The organism is Hydrotalea sandarakina, assembly GCF_003254115.1.
In the GTDB taxonomy this organism is placed as follows: domain Bacteria; phylum Bacteroidota; class Bacteroidia; order Chitinophagales; family Chitinophagaceae; genus Hydrotalea; species Hydrotalea sandarakina.
Genome location: NZ_QKZV01000002.1, coordinates 41,484 through 61,580 on the forward strand (window position 1 = coordinate 41,484; position 20,097 = coordinate 61,580).

Below are 20,097 nucleotides of genomic sequence, written 5' to 3' on the forward strand. Positions count from 1 at the left end.
AACATTATGCGTAAGTTGTTTAAGAAAAACGCAAAAAAAAATTATGTAGAAATACCCTACGAGGAAAGAATAAAGATTATTGAAGAGTCTAGTATTCAAGTATCACGTGGAGTGTTTTTTTCAACAGTTATCATCATTACTTCTTTTCTGCCTGTTTTTCTTTTAACCGGACAAGAAGGGAAATTATTTCATCCTTTAGCTTTTACCAAAACCTTTATTTTAATTGTAGATGCAGTATTGGTGATAACATTAGCACCCGTGCTTATTTCTATTTTCATGAAAGGAAGATTTAAGCCCGAATCGCATCATTTTGTAAACAGGTGGTTGGAAAAAATATATGCACCCATTATTCAATGGTGCATAAAATGGCGAAAAACAACTTTGTTCGTCAATATAGCTGCGTTATTAATTAGTATTCCCTTATTGGTTAGTATGGGTAGGGAGTTTATGCCTCCATTAGATGAAGGCAGTATTTTATTCATGCCCGTTACTTTGCCTGATGTTTCCAATAGCGAAATTAAACGCATACTGCAGGTACAGGATAAAATTATTACAACAGTTCCTGAAGTGAAAAATGTATTGGGTAAAGCAGGGCGCGTAAATTCTGCTACAGACAATTCACCTATTAACATGATAGAAACCATCATTCTTTTAAAACCACAAAAAGAATGGCGGAAAGGCATAACCAAAAACGATATAATAAATGAGTTAAACAGTAAGCTGCAAATTCCGGGTGTTACCAATGGTTGGACACAGCCCATTATTAACCGAATAAATATGCTTTCAACAGGTATTCGTACAGATGTAGGTATTAAAGTATATGGTCAGAATTTAGATACTATTTATGCTTTATCCGAAAAAATAAAACAATCTTTAAAAGGCATCAATGGTATTGAAGATTTGTATGTAGAACCCATTACAGGCGGACGTTATATTGATATAAACATTAAACGGAATGAAATAAATCGTTATGGCTTAAGTATAGATGATGTAAATGATGTTATTGAAACTGCACTGGGTGGTAAAACTATTACAACTACTATTGAAGGACGGGAACGTTTTACCGTAAATGCACGGTTTGCACAAGACTTTAGAAGCAGTTTGTTTGAGTTGCAAAATTTACAAGTACAAACACCGGAAAATGGATCTATTCCCTTAAAAGCCGTTGCTGATATACAAATTGCGGAAGGTCCGCCTATGATAAATTCTGAAAATGCGTTATTGCGCGGTACGGTTTTATTTAATGTGCGCAACCGTGATTTAAGTGGTACGGTTCAATCGGCAATGGAGCATCTTAATAACTTATTAAAGCAGTTGCCAAAGGGTTATTTTATTGAATGGAGTGGTCAGTACGAAAATTTAATTCGCAGCGAAAAAACTTTAAAATGGATTTTGCCCATAGTTGTTTTCATTATTTTTATTGCAATGTATTTCGCTTTTCATTCTCTGCGAGAAGCATTTTTAAGTTTAATCTCGCTTCCGTTTGCTTTAATTGGCGGTGCATTTATCATTTATATATGGAATGTGCATTTGTCTGTTGCAGTTGCAGTTGGCTTTATAGCATTATTTGGTATTGCAGTTGAAACCGGTATTGTTATGGTTATTTATTTGAATGATGCGATGCTGCAATTGGTAAAAGCAAAAGGAAATTCTGCTGCAACCATCACACGAAATGATTTAAAAATGTATGTTATTGAAGGTGCAACAAAAAGATTACGGCCTAAAATTATGACGGTTAGTGTATCACTCTTTGCACTTATACCCATTTTGTGGAGTAATGGGGTAGGTAGTGATGTTATGAAGCCTATTGTTTTGCCAATGGTGGGTGGCGTATTCACTTCTGCTATTCATATTTTACTCGTTACACCGCTAATATTTTTAATGAGTAAAGAGTATGAATTGAAGAAATATGGCCGAATACAAATTTTTGAATCCAAACATTAAAATTGATGGTATGAAAAACGTATTTATAATATTTTGTTTATGTTTTTTCTCAGTGCAATTACAGGCACAAGCTGTTTTAAACCTGCAGCAAATTAAAGATAGTATTTACCGGCATCACCCGGCATTTAAAATGTTTGATGTTGCATCAAAATCTTTGCAAGAAGAAGCAGGTGGCGCATATAGTTGGTCTTCACCACAGGTAGGAGCCGGATTTTTTATGACACCCTACAATCCTGAAAAATGGAAAGTAATGAATGGTCAACCCGGTATGGGAGCGTTTATGATTAGTGTTGAACAAATGTTTCCTAATAAACAAAAACAGCAAACAACTTTTGCTTACCTAAATGAACGTGCTAATGTTGAACAACAAAAAAAACAAGTTAGTCTGAATGAATATATGTTTCAAGCTCAATCAAGTTATTGGTCATGGGTTATTGCAGAAAAAAAATTGAATGTTATTCAGCAACAACAATTGTTGCTAAAGCAAATGTTGCAACAAGCGGAAATACAGTATGCGAATAACATTAGTACACTAAATGGGTATTATAAAACCAAAAGTGCATTGGAAAATCTGAAAAATACTGCATGGCAATTACAGTCAGTTATTGCACAAAGTAAAGTCATGTTAAATACTTTAATGAATAGAAGTGGCAGCACAGATTTATTGATTGATACTACTATTCAATGGACTGATTTTAATGACGCAATGTTTGCACCTGAAGCCTTGCAACAAAAAAGTGAATTGCAAGTGTTAGATGCAGCCATGAAAGTAAATAAACTTCAGTATGATGCTGAAATGAATCAATTAAAGCCGGAATATGGCGTTCGATTTGACCAAATGATGGGATGGGCAAAGCAACCTTGGTTATTTACTGCCATGCTTACTGTAAAACTTCCATTTGCTAAATGGGCTGCAAAGGCTAATAAAGCAAAAGCACAAAGCTTGCTTACCGAAAATGAATCGCTTAATTTACAGAAGCAGGTAATTGTTAATGATGCCGTTGGAAAAGCAAATACGCTATGGTTACAATTAAAATTGAAAAAACAACAACTGCAGCTGTATACAAATAAAATTATACCTGCTTTGCAAAAAAATTATGAAACTGCCAATACAGCATTTGCACAAAATACAGGCAACTTGTTTGAACTGTTTGATGCCTGGCAAACTTTGTATGATACCAATATAATGTTTTTGAACGAAGAAGAGGCGGCTTTGCAACTGCAAGCAGAACTTTTAAAAGTAACTGAAATAAAATTATAGCATATGAAAATGCATTTAACATACTTGCTTTCGTTTTGTATGATCATCTTTTTTTTACAAGCCTGTAATCAGCATCATGCCGGTATAGGAAAAATGAACAATGCCTATACTTGCCCAATGCCATCGGATAGTTTCTTTTCCGATAAACCGGGAAAATGTCCAAAATGTGGCATGCAATTAATTCCCAACCCAAATAATATCAATCAACTTTCAAATAACAGTATAAACAGAAGTAAAAAATTTACTTGCCCCATGCATCCACAAATTGTAAGTGATACCATGGGCAATTGTCCTATTTGTAGTATGCCTTTAGAGCCTTTGAAACCCGACTCATTGAAAGGTACTGTTTCATTAAATGCTTTATTGAAGCCGGTAAACCATCAGGTTGTAGCCAATGTGCCAATGATTCATTTAATGCCCCGAACTGAAAATATTTCGTTAGATGTACTGGGTTACGTGCAATACAATACCGATTATTTATACAGTATTGTAAGTAATGTAAGCGGACGAATTGACAAACTGTATATTAATTCTCCTTTTCAAAAAATTAGTGTTGGATCTAAGGTAGCTGAAATTTATAGTCCCGAATTAGTAACTGCCCAACAAAATTTATTACAGCTATTGGCATCTGATGCTGATAACAGTTCCCTTATTCAAATGGCTCGTCAAAAATTGTTGTTAATGGGTATGAGCCAACGTCAATTGCAATACGTTGAGCAAACACGAACTGCTTTACTGCATGTAACATTGTATAGTAATTATGACGGTACGGTATTGTTAAATGACGAAAGCATGAATGTTAGTGATGGTAAAAATTCCATTAACAACTATAATAACACAACCGATGTATTACCAATTAAAGAAGGAATGTATGTAATGAAAGGAACCACTTTGTTTAAGGTGTTTAATCCCGCTAAAACATGGGCAATACTTAATCTTTACGATTCAGATGTTCCATTGGTAAAAAAAGGCGATAAAGTAGTTTTTTCAGCGGAAACCAATACCCAAACAGCTATCACTTCTTCCGTTCATTTAATTGAGCCTTATTACAATGTAACATCCAAAACTACCAGCTTAAGAGTTTTGTTTGATAATACACAATATAAAATACCCATTGGTGCTTTGGTTAAAGCAACAATTTATACAGGAAATAGAACTGCGCAGTGGTTGCCCAAAGAGGCTGTGTTAACGCTTGGAATGAATAATGTGGTTTTTGTTCGTTCAGGTGAGGTATTCATGGCGCGTAAAGTTAAAACAGGTATTGTATATAAAAACCTAATTCAAATTATAGATGGCCTATCCACTCACGAAGCTGTTGCTGCAGATGCTCAATATTTGGTGGATAGTGAAAGCTTCATTCAATTAAAATCATAATTATGAAAAAACTTACAATTTTCATATATGCCATATTGTTTTTGATTTCTGCTTGCAAGCAAAAACAAAATTCTTCAAACACTGCTTCTTCTAATGTTTATTATACTTGTAGTATGCATCCGCAGGTAAAGCAAGATAAGCCGGGAACTTGTCCAATTTGCCACATGGAATTGATTGCTGTTGATAAACAAATGCATCACGACAATGCAATTCACTTAACCAATGAACAATTAGAACTGGGAAATATTCAATCTGATACTGTTCAGCAAGGTACCATTGCCAATGAAATGATTTTAACGGCTACGGTTACATATAATCCCACCGGTTTACAAACTGTAACAGCGCGTATAAATGGTCGTATTGATAAGCTGTATATACGGCAAACCGGCGTGCCTGTGCAAAAGGGAATGCCTTTGTACGATTTGTATAGTGAAGAATTGAACAATGCTAAACAGTCCTATGTGCAATTGTATCAACAGCAAAAAGCACATCCTTCAGCACAATTGGCACAATTAGTAAATAATGCAAAAAATAAGCTTTTATTATGGGGTATGTCAGAAAATGCTGTTGCTCAGTTGCCTTTGTTAAAAAACATTCCCCTCACTACTACATTCTATAGTTCAGTTTCAGGCGTCATTACTGAATTGCCAATTGTGGAGGGGCAGTATGTGAATGAAGGCGCCCCATTGTTTAATATAGCTGATTTAAGTACGGTTTATGTTGACGCTCAGGTGTATGCAGTCAATGAATTATCCATTCATCAGAATGATTGGGTAGAAATACAACTACCTCAATTCCCTACCGTTACCATGCAAGGGAAAGTAATTGCTATCAATCCTTTCTTATCCGATGAACAACATATTGTATTGGTTAGAATTATGCTTGACAATAAAACGCAGTTACTAAAGCCAGGAATGCCTGCTTATGTTATAAGTAACATTCAAAAGCAACAAGGATGGGTATTACCATTGCAAGCTGTTTTGCAGCTGGGTAACAATAAAAATGTGGTTTGGGTAAGAACTTCGGAACATACTTTTGAACAACGTATGGTGCAAATTGGTACACAAAACAAAAACAATATTGTGGTAGTTAATGGGTTGAAAAAAGGTGATGTGGTTGTAACACATGGTGCCTACTTATTAAATAGTGAAGCTGTGTTTAAAAACGGTTCCGAAATGCAAATGAATATGCCAGGCATGAAAATGTAAAAACTTCCTTCTTTCGTCAGATAATGAATATAGTTTTTTAAAAAAATAGCGCCACACAATTTAAATTGTTGTTGATGAATGGCGGAATGTTTCTATTCTTATAAACCATTACATCATACAATCGACTGATTCAGTTGTTGGCAAAGTATTTTTGTAAAGAGTGTTCATAAATTCCAAAAAACATCAATTCAATCTGCGCTTATATTTGTATGCTTATACCTGAAAAGGTATAGCTTTTTTCAGCATTTAAATGTGTTTATATGAATTTGAATCAAAATTTCCAACGTATATACAATCAATTGAATGATGAACAACGTAAAGCGGTTGACAAAATAGAGGGGCCTGTGATGGTAATTGCCGGACCGGGTACCGGTAAAACACAAATTCTTTCAGCTCGCATTGGTAAAATATTACTGGAAACGGATACACTTCCGGAAAATATTCTTTGTTTAACTTATACCGATGCCGGAGTAGTTGCCATGCGTAAACGTTTAATGAGCTTCATTGGTCCCGATGCTTATCGCGTAAACATCTATACTTTTCATGCTTTTTGTAATGATGTTATTCAGGAAAATTTATCCATGTTTGAAAAGCAAGTGCTTGATCCTGTATCGGATGTTGAGCGTATTGCATTTTTAAAACAATTAATTGATGAGTTGCCTAAAAATCATCCAATAAAACGTTACCGAGGTAATGTTTACTATGAAATAAAAAATTTGCAAAGCCTGTTCAGCACCATGAAACGCGAAGGTTGGACCGTACAGCAAATTGAAAAAGCCATTGACGATTATTTGAATGACTTACCTAACCGTGATGAATTTGTGTACAAAAGAAAGTATAAGAATTTTAAAGCAGGCGATTTAAAACTGAATAAAATTGAAGAAGAAAAAACTTCAATGGAAAAACTTCGTGCTGCAATACACGAATTTCCGCGATTTCAACAGTTAATGAACGAAAACAACCGCTACGATTTTGATGACATGATTCAGTGGGTAATTCAAGCATTTGAAACCAATCCCTCATTATTATCGCGTTACCAGGAGCAGTTCTTATATATTTTAGTAGATGAATACCAAGATACAAGCGGTACGCAAAATAAGTTAGTACAACTGCTCATTAATTATTGGGACGAGCCAAATATTTTTGTGGTGGGCGATGATGACCAAAGTATTTATCGCTTTCAAGGGGCTAATGTTGAAAACATGCTGTTATTTCAAAAACAATATCAGCATAATATTGAAACCGTTGTGCTTACCAAAAATTATCGTTCCACACAACCTATTTTAGAAAGCGCTAAGCAATTAATTAATAAAAATGAAGAACGATTAATTAATCAAATTCCCAATTTGTCTAAAGAGTTAGTGGCTGCTAATCCCGCTATTGCACATTTACGGCAAATGCCCCTTATTCATGAGTATGAAAATCAACAGGAAGAAATGGTGGGTATTACCCTGCAAATTGAACAATTGTTGCAAAGTGGGGTTGAGCCTGGGAAAATTGCAGTAATTTATAAAGAACACAAATTTGGTGAAGAGCTTGCACGTTATTGCAGTATAAAGAATATTCCTGTTTACACTAAAAAAAATACAGATGTATTCACCATTCCTTTAGCCAGGCAAATTCTATTAATGTTGGAATATTTGAATGCAGAACATGATACTCCTTTTGGCGGTGATGAAATGTTGTTTGAAATTTTACATTTTAATTGGTTTCATATTCCACCCATCGAAATTGCCAAGTTATCCTTAGAAGTTGCAGATGTTCAGTTTACTCCTCGTAAAACTTCCATTCGAAAATTGTTGTATGAAAAGGCCAATACGCCTGCAAAAGATTTATTCAGTCAATCATTGCATGCGTCATTACAAAAGACCTCTGCAACAATAGAAAATTTAATTGCAGCGGTTCCAAACTTAACGTTGCAGCATTTGTTCGAAACCATTATTATGCAGGCAGGTGTTGTTGAATACATTATGCAGCAGCCTGAAAAATTTTATTTGTTACAGGTACTAACCGCTTTATTCAATTTTGTAAAGGAAGAAACACGAAGGAATCCTCTCATCACCTTAAAGCAATTTGTAACCCTAATTGAATTAATGCAAAAAGAAAAAATTCAACTACCCTTAATACAGGTAAGCGGTAATGAAAAAGGGGTAAATTTTTTAACTGCACATGGTTCAAAGGGCTTAGAATATACACACGTTTTTTTAGCAGGTTGCAATGCCTCATTTTGGGAAAAAAAGAAAAAGAGCGACAACGGATTTGCTTTTCCTGATACACTTTTTATTTCCACACCTAAAAATAAAATTGAAGAGGAATTACGTCGGCTTTTTTATGTTGCTATTACCCGGGCAGAGCAATATTTAACCATTAGTTTTTCAGAACATGGTAATGATGGAAAATTGTTGGAACCATCTATGTTTATAGCCGAACTAATTGATCAAACCGGCCTGGGAATTGAACACAAAAAAATAGATGCAACAACTTTGACAAATTTCCGTGCAGTTTTATTTTCCGGCATGGGTGCTCCTGAAATTGCACCTATGGAAGCAGATGTTATTAACCGTATGCTTGAAAAATTTGTAATGAATGTTACTGCATTAAATAACTATTTAAAGTGTCCTTTAGAGTTTTATTATCGAAACCTCATTCGCATACCTTCACCTAAAAGCGAGGCAACAGAATTTGGCTCTGCCGTGCACTATGCTTTAGAACAGTTGTTCAAAAAAATGAAAGACGACCCTGAAAAGCAATTCCCATCACTACAAAACTTTATTGGTTATTTTGAATGGTATATGCATCGCCATCGCGAAAGCTTTACACAAGAGCAGTTTGATAGGCGAATAGAATACGGACATATTGTTCTAACCAAATATTATGAAGAAAATGTATTAACCTGGCATAAAATTGTGGTGGTAGAGCATACCATTAAAAATATTGTGGTAAATGGTGTACCCATTAAAGGAAAATTAGATAAACTGGAATTTGATGGCCGAATGGTGAATGTAGTAGATTATAAAACAGGCAGTGTTGAAAATGCAAAAGACAAGCTTAAGCCGCCTACTGAAAAACATCCTTTAGGTGGCGATTATTGGCGTCAGGCAGTGTTTTATAAAATATTGGTTGATAATGATGCTACCAAAAACTGGGAAGCAGTTAGTACGGAATTCGATTTCTTAGAACCCGGAAAAGATGGACAACTTGTAAAAAGAAAAATGGTCATTCATCCGGCCGATGTAACAACCGTTCAGCAGCAAATTGTAACAGCATGGGAAAAAATTCAGGCGCACGATTTTTATACCGGCTGTGGTGAAGAAGATTGTCATTGGTGCAATTTTGTAAAAGATAATCAGTTGGCCATTGCATTGCATGAAATAAATGGCGCGAATGAAGAAGAAGGTGAAGAATAGATTTTATCATTCTATTTACTGGCAAAACCCAACTGAAACCTTAAGTTTGCAGCTATTTTAACAAGTATTGCTACAATAAAATATTCATTTCATGCAAAAGCTATTGTGGGTCGTTATTATTGCTGCATTCTTTATACCCTTTACTTTTTCGGGTTGTGCCAATATTATTCCCCCTACCGGTGGCCCTAAAGATACTTTGCCCCCAAAGTTGGTAATGGCTGTTCCTAAAGATTCAATGCTTGACTTCAATAGCAAAAAAGTGGTGCTTACTTTCGATGAGTATGTGGATGTAAAAGATTTACAAAAAAATTTAATTGTATCGCCCATTCCAAAAGTTACTCCTAACATTCAGGGACATTTAAAAAATGTAACTATTCAAATAAAGGATACACTGAAACCCAACACCACTTATTCCATTAACTTCGGCAATGCTATTCGCGATGTAAATGAAGGAAATATCCTAAAAAATTTTACCTACGTATTTTCAACCGGCAATTATTTAGATACATTAAGTTTTACCGGAAATGTTATTGTTGCTGAAACCGGTAAAACAGATTCTACTTTAATTGTGGTATTGCATGAAAATTTAAACGATACCGCTGTTATAAAAAATGCACCGGAATATTTTGCAAGAGTAAACGGCAAGGGGCATTTTGCTTTTCATTACCTGCCCGCTAAAACTTTTAATGCTTATGTGCTACCCGACGATTATAGTAAACGGTACGACGATTCTACCAAAATGTTTGCATTTTTAGATGCTGCTATTACTGTTGCACCCAATATGCAACCGGTAACCTTTTATGCTTTTGAAGCAGCCAAGAAAAAGGAAAAGCCGGCCAAAACCACTGCACCACCTGCTGCCAAACAAATTAAAAAAGATCAAGAAGAACATAAACGTTTGCGCTTTACCTTAAACCTTGATAATGGCAAACAAGATTTGCTAACCCCTGCATTGCAATTAAAATTTAGTACGCCATTAGATACTTTAAATACTTCGGCTATTGCTTTGCTCGATACAGCATTTAAACCCATTAAAGGTTATACCATTCATTTAGATTCAACAAAAACCATTTGCAGTATTACCCATCCTTGGAAAGAAGCTGAACAATTTATTCTGCTTTTGCAAAAAAATGCTGCCACCGATACCAATCACGTGCAATTGGCTAAAGCCGATACCATTCGGTTTTCAACCAAAAACGAATCTGATTATGGTTCATTGCGTATGCGCTTTAATCATCTCGATTTACAAAAGCATCCCGTTTTGCAACTGCTGCAAAACAATACCATAATGGAATCTATTCCCCTAACTTCCAATGAAATTTACCGCAAGCTGTATCGCCCAGGCGATTATGATATTCGCATACTGTACGATACCAATCAAAATGGTGTTTGGGATACCGGTAATTATAAACAGCACCGACAACCCGAAATTGTGTACGACTTAAATAAAAAAATTGTCATTAAAAGCAACTGGGATAATGAGTTTGAATTTAACCTATAAAAAGTATCGTTCCGTTAAACAATCTCTTATTCAAGCAGCAAAATTGTATCTTTGAGCCATGCAATTACCCTCCGGTTTATTGGAAAATGCAGTAGCGCAATTTGCTAAATTGCCGGGAATAGGAAAGAAAACTGCCCTACGCTTAGTGTTGCACCTTTTAAAGCAAAACGAAGAAGAAGTAAACTTATTCTCGGAAACCATTGCAAAAATGCGCCGCGAAATAAAATTTTGTCAGCGTTGCTATAACATAAGCGATGGTGACATTTGTAGCATTTGTGCCAATTCCATGCGCAACAAAGCCGTTATTTGTGTGGTTGAAAATATTCGCGATGTAATAGCTATTGAAACAACTCAGCAATTCAATGGAACCTATCATGTTTTAGGTGGCATTATTTCCCCGCTCGATGGCATTGGCCCCGAACAACTAACCATTCAACCATTATTGCATCGGCTGGAATCTGAACCCGTAGAAGAATTAATTTTTGCGTTGAATCCCAATATTCAGGGCGATACTACCATATATTATATTCAAAAAAAAATACAGCATTTACCTTGTAAAATAACCACTATTGCCCGTGGTATTGCCTTTGGTGGCGAATTGGAATATGCCGATGAAATGACCTTGGCACGCAGCTTGGCTAATCGCTTGCCGGTACAACAATATGTTAAAGGTTAAATGTCCGTTACAAATAATTTTTTTATCAAACAATCGCTTATTATTTTTAAAATGCTGTTAGTTTCAACTATTTCAGCTTAAAAAGGTTATTCAATCATTAATGAAAGAAAAAAGGCTTCATGAAAAAAACGCTCAAATATTTTTTAATTGCTTTGTTGGTGGTGGCTATTGTAGCTACCGGGTTTGTTATTTATGTGTACAATAAACCGCATCGCAATGTAGCCAACGAAAAAGCAGTTACCCTAACTGCCGAACAATTATATCAGGCGTTTAAAGACAATGAACAACATGCCAATCAATTATACCTCGATAAGGCTATTGAATTAACCGGACGTATAGCACAAATTACCACCAATCAGCAAGGGCAAACCGTTATCGATTTCAATACTGCCGATTCACTGGTAACCATTAATTGTACTTTTAAAGAAGCACCACAAAATATTAAGGTAGGCGATTCAATTCATTTTAAAGGAATATGCACCGGCTATATTCCCGACATGAATGTGGTAATGAATAACGGAATATTGGTAAAATAATAAATATTTTTTTAAAAAATCTGAACCCATGGCAACAAAATTCATGTTGTTTTTTTTATGCTTTACATTGAGTATTGTTACTGTTAAGGCACAAAAAGCTTATGTTACCCGAAATGGTCAAATTAGTTTCGTAGCTACTAACGATGATGATGTAAGTGCCGTTAATAATGAGGTTGCCAGCCGAATTACCACTAATGGTGATATAACTTTTAGTTTGTTAATTAAGAGCTTCTTTTTTCAGTATGCCGAAATGCAAGATCATTTTAATAGCGACTATTTACAAAGTAACACCTATCCACGTTCCGATTTTAAAGGAAAAATTACCAACATTCAAAGCATAAATTTTAGTAAAAACGGTGTCTATCCGGCAACTGTTCAAGGTAATTTAACTTTGCATGGTGTAACCAAACCCATTACCGTTAATGGCACTATTGAAGTGCAGGGCACTAAAATCATTGCCAAAGCAAAATTTACCCTGCAATTAAGCGATTTTAATATTCATGCCGATCGGGTTGCCAAAAAAGTCGCCATCCAATTTAATTGCACCTATCAATAACTACTAACACCTGTTTGTATTTTTTCCCAAAATCTTGTATTACCTTTGCGCCACTTCAGGTGGATTTGTTTATTGTTCGGCCTGTGAAAAGTGAACTAATAAACGGTAAGCAGCTGCATTTCCCGCACCATTTAGCAATCGTTCTACCGTTCATCTTATTCATTTGGTAACCGGCTGCAACAATGCTGTTAAGCTTCCGTTGCGTCGCACACTGCATCGTTCTGTTCAATGCTCGGCAAAAGGCTTCATAGCAAAAGCAATACACCTGCATAAATACAACTTTGCCAAAATATTATTGGTTAAGTGATAATAAAATCATTATGACGTCAATTAAAGATTGTTTACAAGAGCGCATTTTAATTATTGATGGTGCCATGGGTACTATGATTCAACGCCATCATTTAAAAGAAGAAGACTACAGAGGAGAGCGATTTAAAAACTGGCCTGTTGAAGTAAAAGGCAATAACGATTTATTATGTCTTACACAACCCGATATTATTAAAAATATACATCGGCAATATTTAGAGGCAGGTGCCGATATTATTGAAACCAACACTTTTAGTAGTACAGCCATTGCCATGGCCGATTATAAAATGGAGGCATTAGCATACGAGTTAAATGTTGCTGCTGCAAAATGTGCTCGTGCCGTAGCAGATGAGTACACAGCAAAAAATCCAAACAAACCGCGTTTTGTTGCTGGTGCTATTGGTCCGTTGAATAAAACATTAAGCCTTTCGCCCGATGTAAATAATCCCGGCTACCGCGCTGTAACCTTCGATGAAGTTATGCAAGCCTACTACGAACAGGTAAAAGGTTTGGTAGATGGCGGTGTTGATGTGCTGTTAATTGAAACCATTTTCGATACACTCAATGCCAAGGCCGCCATTTTTGCCATAAAAAAATATTTCCGCGATGTACAGAAGCCTGAATTGCCGATAATGATTAGTGGAACTATTACCGATGCCAGCGGAAGAACCCTAAGCGGTCAAACGTTAGAAGCTTTTTATACTTCCATCATGCACGCACAACCTTTAAGTGTTGGGTTAAATTGTGCATTAGGTGCAGCCGAAATGCGCAGTCATATCGAAGAACTATCGCAAATGGCTGAAACCTATACTTCGGCATATCCCAATGCAGGCTTACCCAATGCCATGGGCGAATATGATGAACAACCCCACCAAACAGCACATTTTATTGAAGAATGGGCCAAGCAAGGTTATGTAAACATAGTAGGGGGTTGTTGTGGTACTACACCCGATCATATTAAACACATTGCCGAGCATGTTAAAAACATAAAGCCAAGGCCGTTACCTGTTGTTGAAAAGCAATTCATTTAATAGCATACGTGTAATTATAAATTATGAGCGAACAAATTGTCATACATCCTTATTTACGACTTTCGGGGTTAGAACCTTTGGTAGTAAGGCCCGAAACTAATTTTATTAATATAGGCGAACGTACCAATGTTACCGGTTCTAAAAAATTTGCCCGCTTAATTCGCGAAAACAAATTTGAAGAGGCCTTGTCTGTTGCTCGCCAGCAAGTGGAGAATGGTGCTCAAATATTGGATGTAAATATGGATGATGCTATGTTGGATGGCGTTGCTGCTATGACTACATTCTTAAATTTGTTGCAAGCAGAACCCGATATAGCCAAAATTCCAATAATGATTGACTCTTCTAAGTTTGCCATTATTGAAGCAGGTTTAAAGTGTGTGCAAGGAAAGTGTATTGTAAACTCTATTTCATTAAAAGAAGGAGAAGCAAAATTTATTGAACAAGCTATTGTATGTAAATCTTTTGGTGCAGCAATTGTGGTAATGGCTTTCGATGAAGTTGGGCAGGCTGACACATTACAACGTAAAGTGGATATTTGTAAACGAGCTTATGAAATTCTTACCCAAAAAGTAAACTACCCCCCTCAGGATATTATTTTCGATCCCAACATCTTTGCCATTGCTACCGGTATTGAAGAACACAATAATTATGCTGTTGATTTTATTGAAGCTACTCGTCAAATAAAACAGCAATTGCCTTTAGCCAAAGTAAGTGGTGGTGTGTCTAATGTATCTTTTTCATTTCGTGGAAACGATGTGGTTCGTGAAGCCATTCATGCTGTGTTTTTGTACCATGCCATTCGTGCAGGCATGGATATGGGAATCGTCAATGCAGGTCAGTTAGCTGTGTATGATGAAATTGAACCCACATTACGTCAGTTGTGTGAAGATGTGGTGCTTAACCGAAATAACGATCACAACCAGGCAACGGAAGCCTTAATTGCATATGCTGAAACGGTTAAAACCAAAGAAAAAACGGTTGTTAAAGATGAAGCATGGCGTAATGCAACCGTTGAAGAGCGTTTAAAGCATGCACTCATCAACGGTATTACCGACTACATTGAAGTGGATACCGAAGAAGCTCGTTTAAAATATGCACAACCTTTAGATGTAATTGAAGGGCCATTAATGGATGGTATGAATGTGGTAGGTGACTTGTTTGGTGCCGGTAAAATGTTTTTGCCCCAGGTGGTAAAAAGTGCACGAGTAATGAAAAAAAGCGTGGCTATTTTAACGCCCTATATTGAAGCCGAAAAAGAAGTTCGTAAGCAAGCACATTTAGCAGCAGGTACTATTAATCAAGAAGCTGCAGGTGCAGCTAAAATATTGCTGGCTACAGTTAAAGGTGATGTGCATGATATTGGTAAAAATATAGTGGGAGTGGTATTGGGTTGTAATGGTTACGAGGTAATTGATTTAGGTGTAATGGTGCCTACCGACAAAATTCTGGATACAGCCATTAAAGAGAATGTTGACATTATTGGCTTAAGTGGTCTTATTACGCCATCGCTCGATGAAATGGTGCATGTGGCCAAAGAAATGAAACGGCGTAATATGCAGCAACCATTATTAATTGGTGGGGCAACCACTTCAAGAATTCATACTGCCGTAAAAATTGCACCGGAATATCCAAATGGTGTGGTACACGTTTTAGATGCTTCGCGCAGTGTAACAGTAGCCGGATCTTTATTAAGTAACGATCAAAAAAAAGGTTTTCTTGATCAAACAGCTAATGAATATGCACAGCTACGCGAAAATTTCTTGAATAAAAAACCCGTAAAACAATACATTTCATATCACGATGCATTGTTAAACAAAACCAACATAAATTGGCAAAATTACAAGCCGGTAAAACCTCAGTTTATCGGTAATAAAGTGTTTGATGATTATCCATTAACTGAATTACGGACATATATTGACTGGAAACCTTTTTTTATTGCATGGGAAATGCATGGTAATTTTCCGGATATTTTAACCGATAGTATTGTTGGAGCAGAAGCCACCAAATTATACAACGATGCTAATGCCCTACTCGACAAAATAATCAATGAGAAATGGTTAGTAGCAAAAGGAACAATAGGCTTTTACAGGGCAGCAAGCCAAAACGATACCCTATTGGTGCAACACAATGAAAAAACTTATCATTTGGAATGTTTGCGCCAACAAATTAAAAAAGCTGCCAATCAGCCGAATTTATCTTTAGCCGATTTTGTGAAACCTGCTGAAAATATAGATACTGCCGATGATTATATGGGTGCATTTGCTGTGGCCATACATGGCATTGAGCCTCATATTCGCAAGTTTGAAGTGCAACACGATGATTATAATAAAATTATGTTGCAGGCTTTAGCCGATCGTTTGGCTGAAGCTTTTGCTGAATGTTTGCATGCCCGGGTAAGAAAAGAATTTTGGGGATATGCACCTGATGAGCAGTTTAGTAATGCAGAATTAATTCATGAGCAATACCAAGGTATTCGTCCGGCACCCGGTTATCCGGCTTGCCCCGATCATACTGAAAAATATAAATTATTTGAGTTGCTGAATGCTACCGAAACTACAGGAATTCAATTAACCGAGTCATTGGCCATGTATCCCGGTGCAGCTGTTTGTGGTTGGTACTTTGCCCATCCGCAAAGCCAATATTTTGGTGTGGGAAAAATTCAACGTGACCAACTGGAAGATTATGCCCAACGCAAAAACTGGAGTTTAGATGAAGCTGAAAAATGGTTAAGCCCTGTGTTAGAATAATGTCATTTAGTTATTCAATAAAAGTTTCATATAATTTCCGTGCAATAAAAAAATGCCTATATCTGCCGCATTTTGTATAGTTTCGCTCCCCGATAAACAAATTTTTTAATTATGTCATTAGTTGTTGTCGGTTCCATGGCTTTTGATGCCATTGAAACGCCTTTTGGAAAAAGCGATAAGATTGTTGGAGGTGCTGCTACTTATATTGCTTGGTGTGCCACCAATTTTACACCTGTAAAACAAATTTCGGTAGTAGGCGGCGATTTCCCTGCCGAAGAATTAAAAGCATTGGAGGCACGAGGTGTTAACTTAGAAGGTGTACAAATAAAAAAAGAAGAAAAATCTTTTTTCTGGAGTGGCCGCTATCATATGGATATGAACAGCCGCGATACTTTGGTAACCGAATTAAATGTATTAGCCAATTTTGAACCTAAAGTGCCTGAAAGCTATCAGGATTGTGATTTTTTAATGTTGGGAAATTTAGTGCCCTCTGTACAACGCAGTGTAATTGAACAACTGCGTAACAGGCCTAAATTAATTGTAATGGATACCATGAATTTTTGGATGGATACCATGCCGGATGAATTACATAAAACCATTAAAATGGTTGACGTATTAATGGTTAATGACAGTGAGGCAAGACAGTTGAGCGGACAATATTCATTAGTGAAAGCTGCAGAGGTGATTCTGCAAATGGGGCCTAAGTATTTGGTAATTAAAAAAGGTGAACATGGTGCTTTACTGTTTCATGGTAAACAAGTTTTCTTTGCACCTGCATTACCTTTAGAGGAAGTATTCGATCCTACCGGTGCCGGCGATACCTTTGCAGGTGGATTTATTGGGCACTTGGCTAAAACAAAAGATATATCTTTTGAAAATATGAAAACGGCCATCATCATTGGTTCGGCTTTGGCCAGTTTTTGTGTTGAAAAATTCGGTACTACTCGTTTACGCGAGATTAAACCTGCTGATATAACCGAACGTATTGAGGAATTTGTTCAATTAGTTCATTTTGATATTAATTTAGAATAGCTATCCTATTTATATAGGCATACTTAGCCGGAGTAGTGAATAGCTCCGGCTATTTTTTATAAATCACCTAACTGAGGTCGTACAACAATTTCCTCAACGCAAGCTTGCGGCGATAAGTTGGCCATACATTCAATCATACTTGCCAAATCATTCGCCTCCATTATGCGTTCAGGTGAAACTCCACTTCCTACCCAACTATCGGTATAAACTGCGCCCGGAATAACGGCTGTTACTTTTACGCCGTATGACTTTAATTCTTCCCGCAAATTTTTACTGAAACCCAATAATGCAAATTTGCTAATGCTATATGCACCTCCGTTAGTGTATGCTTGAACTGATGCAATAGAACATATATTGAAAATATGTCCTTTTTTTTGTTCAATCATTTTCGGTGCTATCAGTCTTGTTAAATGATAAGCACTCATTAAGTTAATGTTCAGTAAATTTTGAAGTGTACCATCAGGTTCTGTTAAAACTGAACCCGGTAAGTATTGACCCGTGTTATTAACAAGTACATCGGGAGTTCCTACGTTTAAGCACCAATTGGAAAAAGCTTTAACTTGTTGATAATCTGCCAAATCGGCCTGCATATACTTTACAGAAGCTTGCGGGTATCGAAGTTGTATTGCTTTAGCAGTTTCTTCTAAAGTTGCAATATTTCGGGCGCATAATAATAAGGTATGGCCCTTTGAGGCAAATGTTTCAGCTATCGCTTTACCTATTCCTTTTGACGCACCGGTAATAATTACATTCATTTAATTTCACAATTGGTGATAAATTCAGTTACATTTGTTTATCAAATATCATACTCATTTTTGGAAATGCCCACGAAGAAATATCAACATATATTTTTTGATTTGGATCATACTTTATGGGATTTTGAAACCAATGCCCGAAATACATTATTCGACTTGTTTGAATTGCATCAATTGAATCAAAAAGGCATTGAATCTTTTCCGCTATTTTTTGAACGGTACAGCTATCATAATGAAAGATTGTGGGAAAGATATACCAAAGGGTTTATTAAGCAAGATGAACTGCGTTGGAAAAGAATGTGGTTGTCACTGCTCGATTTTAAAATTGCTGATGAAGCACTTTCTCGTCAAATGGCCATTGATTTCTTGGAAAGACTTCCTTTAAAGAAAGCCGTATTTCCTTACACACAGGAAATTTTGCAATACTTAACAGCAAAAAATTACCATTTGCATTTAATTACCAATGGTTTTGAAGCTGTTCAACAAAAGAAAATTCATAATGCAAACCTTGATTCCTTTTTTCAAAAGCTAATTACTTCTGAAACCTCTAATAGCTTAAAGCCTAATAAGGAAATTTTTTTATATGCCTTGCAGCAAACAGGTGCTTCGGTAGAAAACAGTATAATGATTGGCGATAATTTAGAAGCTGATATAATGGGTGCCGCAAATGTAGGTATAGATACTGTTTTTGTTAATCACATTGGGGTTACTCCACATATTCAAGCTACTTACACGGTACAGCATTTGCGGCAATTAGAAGATATTTTATAATGTAAAACGGCTACATTTTAGTGTGTAGCCGTTTTCATTAGAAGTCAAATCAATTATTAATAAAGTGCAACTGTATTAGCCGATTTTTTGCAACAATCCTTTTTGCAGGTTTTTTTACATTCTTTCTTTGAACAATCTTTACAGTCTTTTTTGTTGCATTTTTTTTGACCATTGTCTTGTGCAAATACAGAAGATGCCATAATGAAAAGAGCGGCTGCAGGTACCATTATTTTTTTCATGTGCAATATTTTAATTTTTATAAAATTAAGGATATTTTAATACGGTGCAAGTTTTTTTACTTTTGCAAGTTGTATGGGAAGGTGGCTAACACCGTAACCCCACCCTTAACTTGTTGATTCAGTTCTACTTTTATGTTCATATAGGTGGGAACAATTACATCTACGCGGCTGCCAAATTTAATAAAGCCATACTCTGCACTTTGTTCAACGGTGTCACCTACTTTGGTGTAATTGCAAATTCGTTTGGCTAAAGCACCAGCAATTTGCTTGTAAAGTATTTTGCCGTAATCATTTTCAACCACAACAGTCCATCTTTCATTTTCTGTTGAGCTTTTGGGATGCCATGCTACCAAATATTTTCCCTTGTGGTATTGGTTGTAAATTACTTTCCCCCCAATTGGATTGCGATTGATATGCACATTGGCAGGGCTCATGAAAATACTGATTTGTGTACGCTTGTCTTTAAAAAATTCTGTTTCCACAATATCTTCAATAACTACCACTTTTCCATCGGCAGGACAAATAACAGCATTTTCTTTTATGGTTAATATGCGGTTGGGAACTCTGAAAAATGATATTATGAATAATAGTAATGCAAGTGTTATAATAAAAATAACAATCGAAAGCCATAAAACATGGCCACTTAAAAAGGTGAATGATAAAATGTTAATTAAACCGAATAATAAACTGGCTATTCCTATGGTTCTGTAACCTTCGTGGTGTATAGTCATGCAAAATGGTTATCGGGCAAAG

Annotated in this window: 16 protein-coding genes; 13 read left to right on the plus strand and 3 right to left on the minus strand. The window is 36.1% G+C overall.

The annotated features are described in order from the left end of the window. Positions 1-6: 6 nt before the first annotated feature. The 12 genes from LX80_RS14660 (at position 7) to LX80_RS03145 (ending at position 17,579) form a co-directional block, all read left to right on the plus strand. On the plus strand, positions 7-1,944 hold the full coding sequence (locus LX80_RS14660) for an efflux RND transporter permease subunit (RefSeq protein ID WP_211307687.1): 1,938 nt from the start codon (positions 7-9) through the stop codon (positions 1,942-1,944). A gap of 10 nt (positions 1,945-1,954) precedes the next feature. Then, entirely contained in the window at positions 1,955-3,205 is a 1,251-nt protein-coding gene (locus LX80_RS03095) for a TolC family protein (protein ID WP_170120360.1), read from the plus strand. Positions 3,206-3,208: 3 nt separating this feature from the next. Next, positions 3,209-4,579, plus strand: a complete 1,371-nt coding sequence (locus tag LX80_RS03100) for an efflux RND transporter periplasmic adaptor subunit (protein ID WP_111293605.1) — start codon at positions 3,209-3,211, stop codon at positions 4,577-4,579. Between the two features lie 2 nt (positions 4,580-4,581). After that, the gene (locus LX80_RS03105; protein ID WP_170120361.1) at positions 4,582-5,787 is read left to right on the plus strand and encodes an efflux RND transporter periplasmic adaptor subunit; all 1,206 of its coding nucleotides are present in this window, start codon (positions 4,582-4,584) and stop codon (positions 5,785-5,787) included. Positions 5,788-6,047: 260 nt separating this feature from the next. Further along, a complete protein-coding gene (locus LX80_RS03110) occupies positions 6,048-9,194 on the plus strand; it encodes an ATP-dependent helicase (RefSeq protein WP_111293606.1) in 3,147 nt (1,048 codons plus the stop codon). A 91-nt stretch (positions 9,195-9,285) separates the two neighbouring features. Further along, a complete protein-coding gene (locus tag LX80_RS03115; RefSeq protein WP_111293607.1) occupies positions 9,286-10,695 on the plus strand; it encodes an Ig-like domain-containing protein in 1,410 nt (469 codons plus the stop codon). Positions 10,696-10,753: 58 nt separating this feature from the next. Further along, positions 10,754-11,371: a recombination mediator RecR gene (gene recR, locus LX80_RS03120; protein WP_111293608.1), complete on the plus strand. Its 618-nt coding sequence runs from the start codon at positions 10,754-10,756 to the stop codon at positions 11,369-11,371. 119 nt (positions 11,372-11,490) lie between these two features. After that, positions 11,491-11,907: an OB-fold protein gene (locus tag LX80_RS03125; RefSeq protein ID WP_111293609.1), complete on the plus strand. Its 417-nt coding sequence runs from the start codon at positions 11,491-11,493 to the stop codon at positions 11,905-11,907. A gap of 28 nt (positions 11,908-11,935) precedes the next feature. Further along, on the plus strand, positions 11,936-12,463 hold the full coding sequence (locus LX80_RS03130; protein ID WP_111293610.1) for a YceI family protein: 528 nt from the start codon (positions 11,936-11,938) through the stop codon (positions 12,461-12,463). A 320-nt stretch (positions 12,464-12,783) separates the two neighbouring features. After that, positions 12,784-13,800 carry a homocysteine S-methyltransferase family protein gene (locus tag LX80_RS03135; RefSeq protein ID WP_111293611.1) on the plus strand — a complete coding sequence of 339 codons (1,017 nt, stop codon included), beginning with the start codon at positions 12,784-12,786 and terminating at the stop codon, positions 13,798-13,800. Between the two features lie 23 nt (positions 13,801-13,823). Next, on the plus strand, positions 13,824-16,547 hold the full coding sequence (metH, locus tag LX80_RS03140; RefSeq protein WP_111293612.1) for a methionine synthase: 2,724 nt from the start codon (positions 13,824-13,826) through the stop codon (positions 16,545-16,547). Between the two features lie 111 nt (positions 16,548-16,658). After that, the gene (locus LX80_RS03145) at positions 16,659-17,579 is read left to right on the plus strand and encodes a PfkB family carbohydrate kinase (protein ID WP_111293613.1); all 921 of its coding nucleotides are present in this window, start codon (positions 16,659-16,661) and stop codon (positions 17,577-17,579) included. 56 nt (positions 17,580-17,635) lie between these two features. On the opposite strand, the gene LX80_RS03150 is transcribed toward LX80_RS03145, so the two are convergent. Beyond that, positions 17,636-18,334, minus strand: coding sequence for an SDR family oxidoreductase (locus LX80_RS03150; protein WP_111293614.1), 699 nt, complete (start codon positions 18,332-18,334; stop codon positions 17,636-17,638). 66 nt (positions 18,335-18,400) lie between these two features. Between LX80_RS03150 and LX80_RS03155 the strand changes: the two genes are divergently transcribed. Beyond that, a complete protein-coding gene (locus LX80_RS03155) occupies positions 18,401-19,105 on the plus strand; it encodes a YjjG family noncanonical pyrimidine nucleotidase (protein WP_111293615.1) in 705 nt (234 codons plus the stop codon). Positions 19,106-19,161: 56 nt separating this feature from the next. On the opposite strand, the gene LX80_RS03160 is transcribed toward LX80_RS03155, so the two are convergent. Both LX80_RS03160 and LX80_RS03165 read right to left on the minus strand, forming a co-directional pair. Beyond that, the gene (locus LX80_RS03160; RefSeq protein ID WP_111293616.1) at positions 19,162-19,344 is read right to left on the minus strand and encodes a hypothetical protein; all 183 of its coding nucleotides are present in this window, start codon (positions 19,342-19,344) and stop codon (positions 19,162-19,164) included. A gap of 56 nt (positions 19,345-19,400) precedes the next feature. After that, the gene (locus LX80_RS03165) at positions 19,401-20,075 is read right to left on the minus strand and encodes a phosphatidylserine decarboxylase family protein (RefSeq protein WP_111293617.1); all 675 of its coding nucleotides are present in this window, start codon (positions 20,073-20,075) and stop codon (positions 19,401-19,403) included. Positions 20,076-20,097 lie beyond the last annotated feature (22 nt).

Coding starts and splice junctions, on each gene's coding strand:
- LX80_RS14660 (WP_211307687.1), top strand. CDS start 7: ATGCGTAAGTTGTTTAAGAAAAACGCAAAAAAAAATTATGTAGAAATA.
- LX80_RS03095 (WP_170120360.1), top strand. CDS start 1,955: ATGAAAAACGTATTTATAATATTTTGTTTATGTTTTTTCTCAGTGCAA.
- LX80_RS03100 (WP_111293605.1), top strand. CDS start 3,209: ATGAAAATGCATTTAACATACTTGCTTTCGTTTTGTATGATCATCTTT.
- LX80_RS03105 (WP_170120361.1), top strand. CDS start 4,582: ATGAAAAAACTTACAATTTTCATATATGCCATATTGTTTTTGATTTCT.
- LX80_RS03110 (WP_111293606.1), top strand. CDS start 6,048: ATGAATTTGAATCAAAATTTCCAACGTATATACAATCAATTGAATGAT.
- LX80_RS03115 (WP_111293607.1), top strand. CDS start 9,286: ATGCAAAAGCTATTGTGGGTCGTTATTATTGCTGCATTCTTTATACCC.
- recR (WP_111293608.1), top strand. CDS start 10,754: ATGCAATTACCCTCCGGTTTATTGGAAAATGCAGTAGCGCAATTTGCT.
- LX80_RS03125 (WP_111293609.1), top strand. CDS start 11,491: ATGAAAAAAACGCTCAAATATTTTTTAATTGCTTTGTTGGTGGTGGCT.
- LX80_RS03130 (WP_111293610.1), top strand. CDS start 11,936: ATGGCAACAAAATTCATGTTGTTTTTTTTATGCTTTACATTGAGTATT.
- LX80_RS03135 (WP_111293611.1), top strand. CDS start 12,784: ATGACGTCAATTAAAGATTGTTTACAAGAGCGCATTTTAATTATTGAT.
- metH (WP_111293612.1), top strand. CDS start 13,824: ATGAGCGAACAAATTGTCATACATCCTTATTTACGACTTTCGGGGTTA.
- LX80_RS03145 (WP_111293613.1), top strand. CDS start 16,659: ATGTCATTAGTTGTTGTCGGTTCCATGGCTTTTGATGCCATTGAAACG.
- LX80_RS03150 (WP_111293614.1), bottom strand. CDS start 18,334: ATGAATGTAATTATTACCGGTGCGTCAAAAGGAATAGGTAAAGCGATA.
- LX80_RS03155 (WP_111293615.1), top strand. CDS start 18,401: ATGCCCACGAAGAAATATCAACATATATTTTTTGATTTGGATCATACT.
- LX80_RS03160 (WP_111293616.1), bottom strand. CDS start 19,344: ATGAAAAAAATAATGGTACCTGCAGCCGCTCTTTTCATTATGGCATCT.
- LX80_RS03165 (WP_111293617.1), bottom strand. CDS start 20,075: ATGACTATACACCACGAAGGTTACAGAACCATAGGAATAGCCAGTTTA.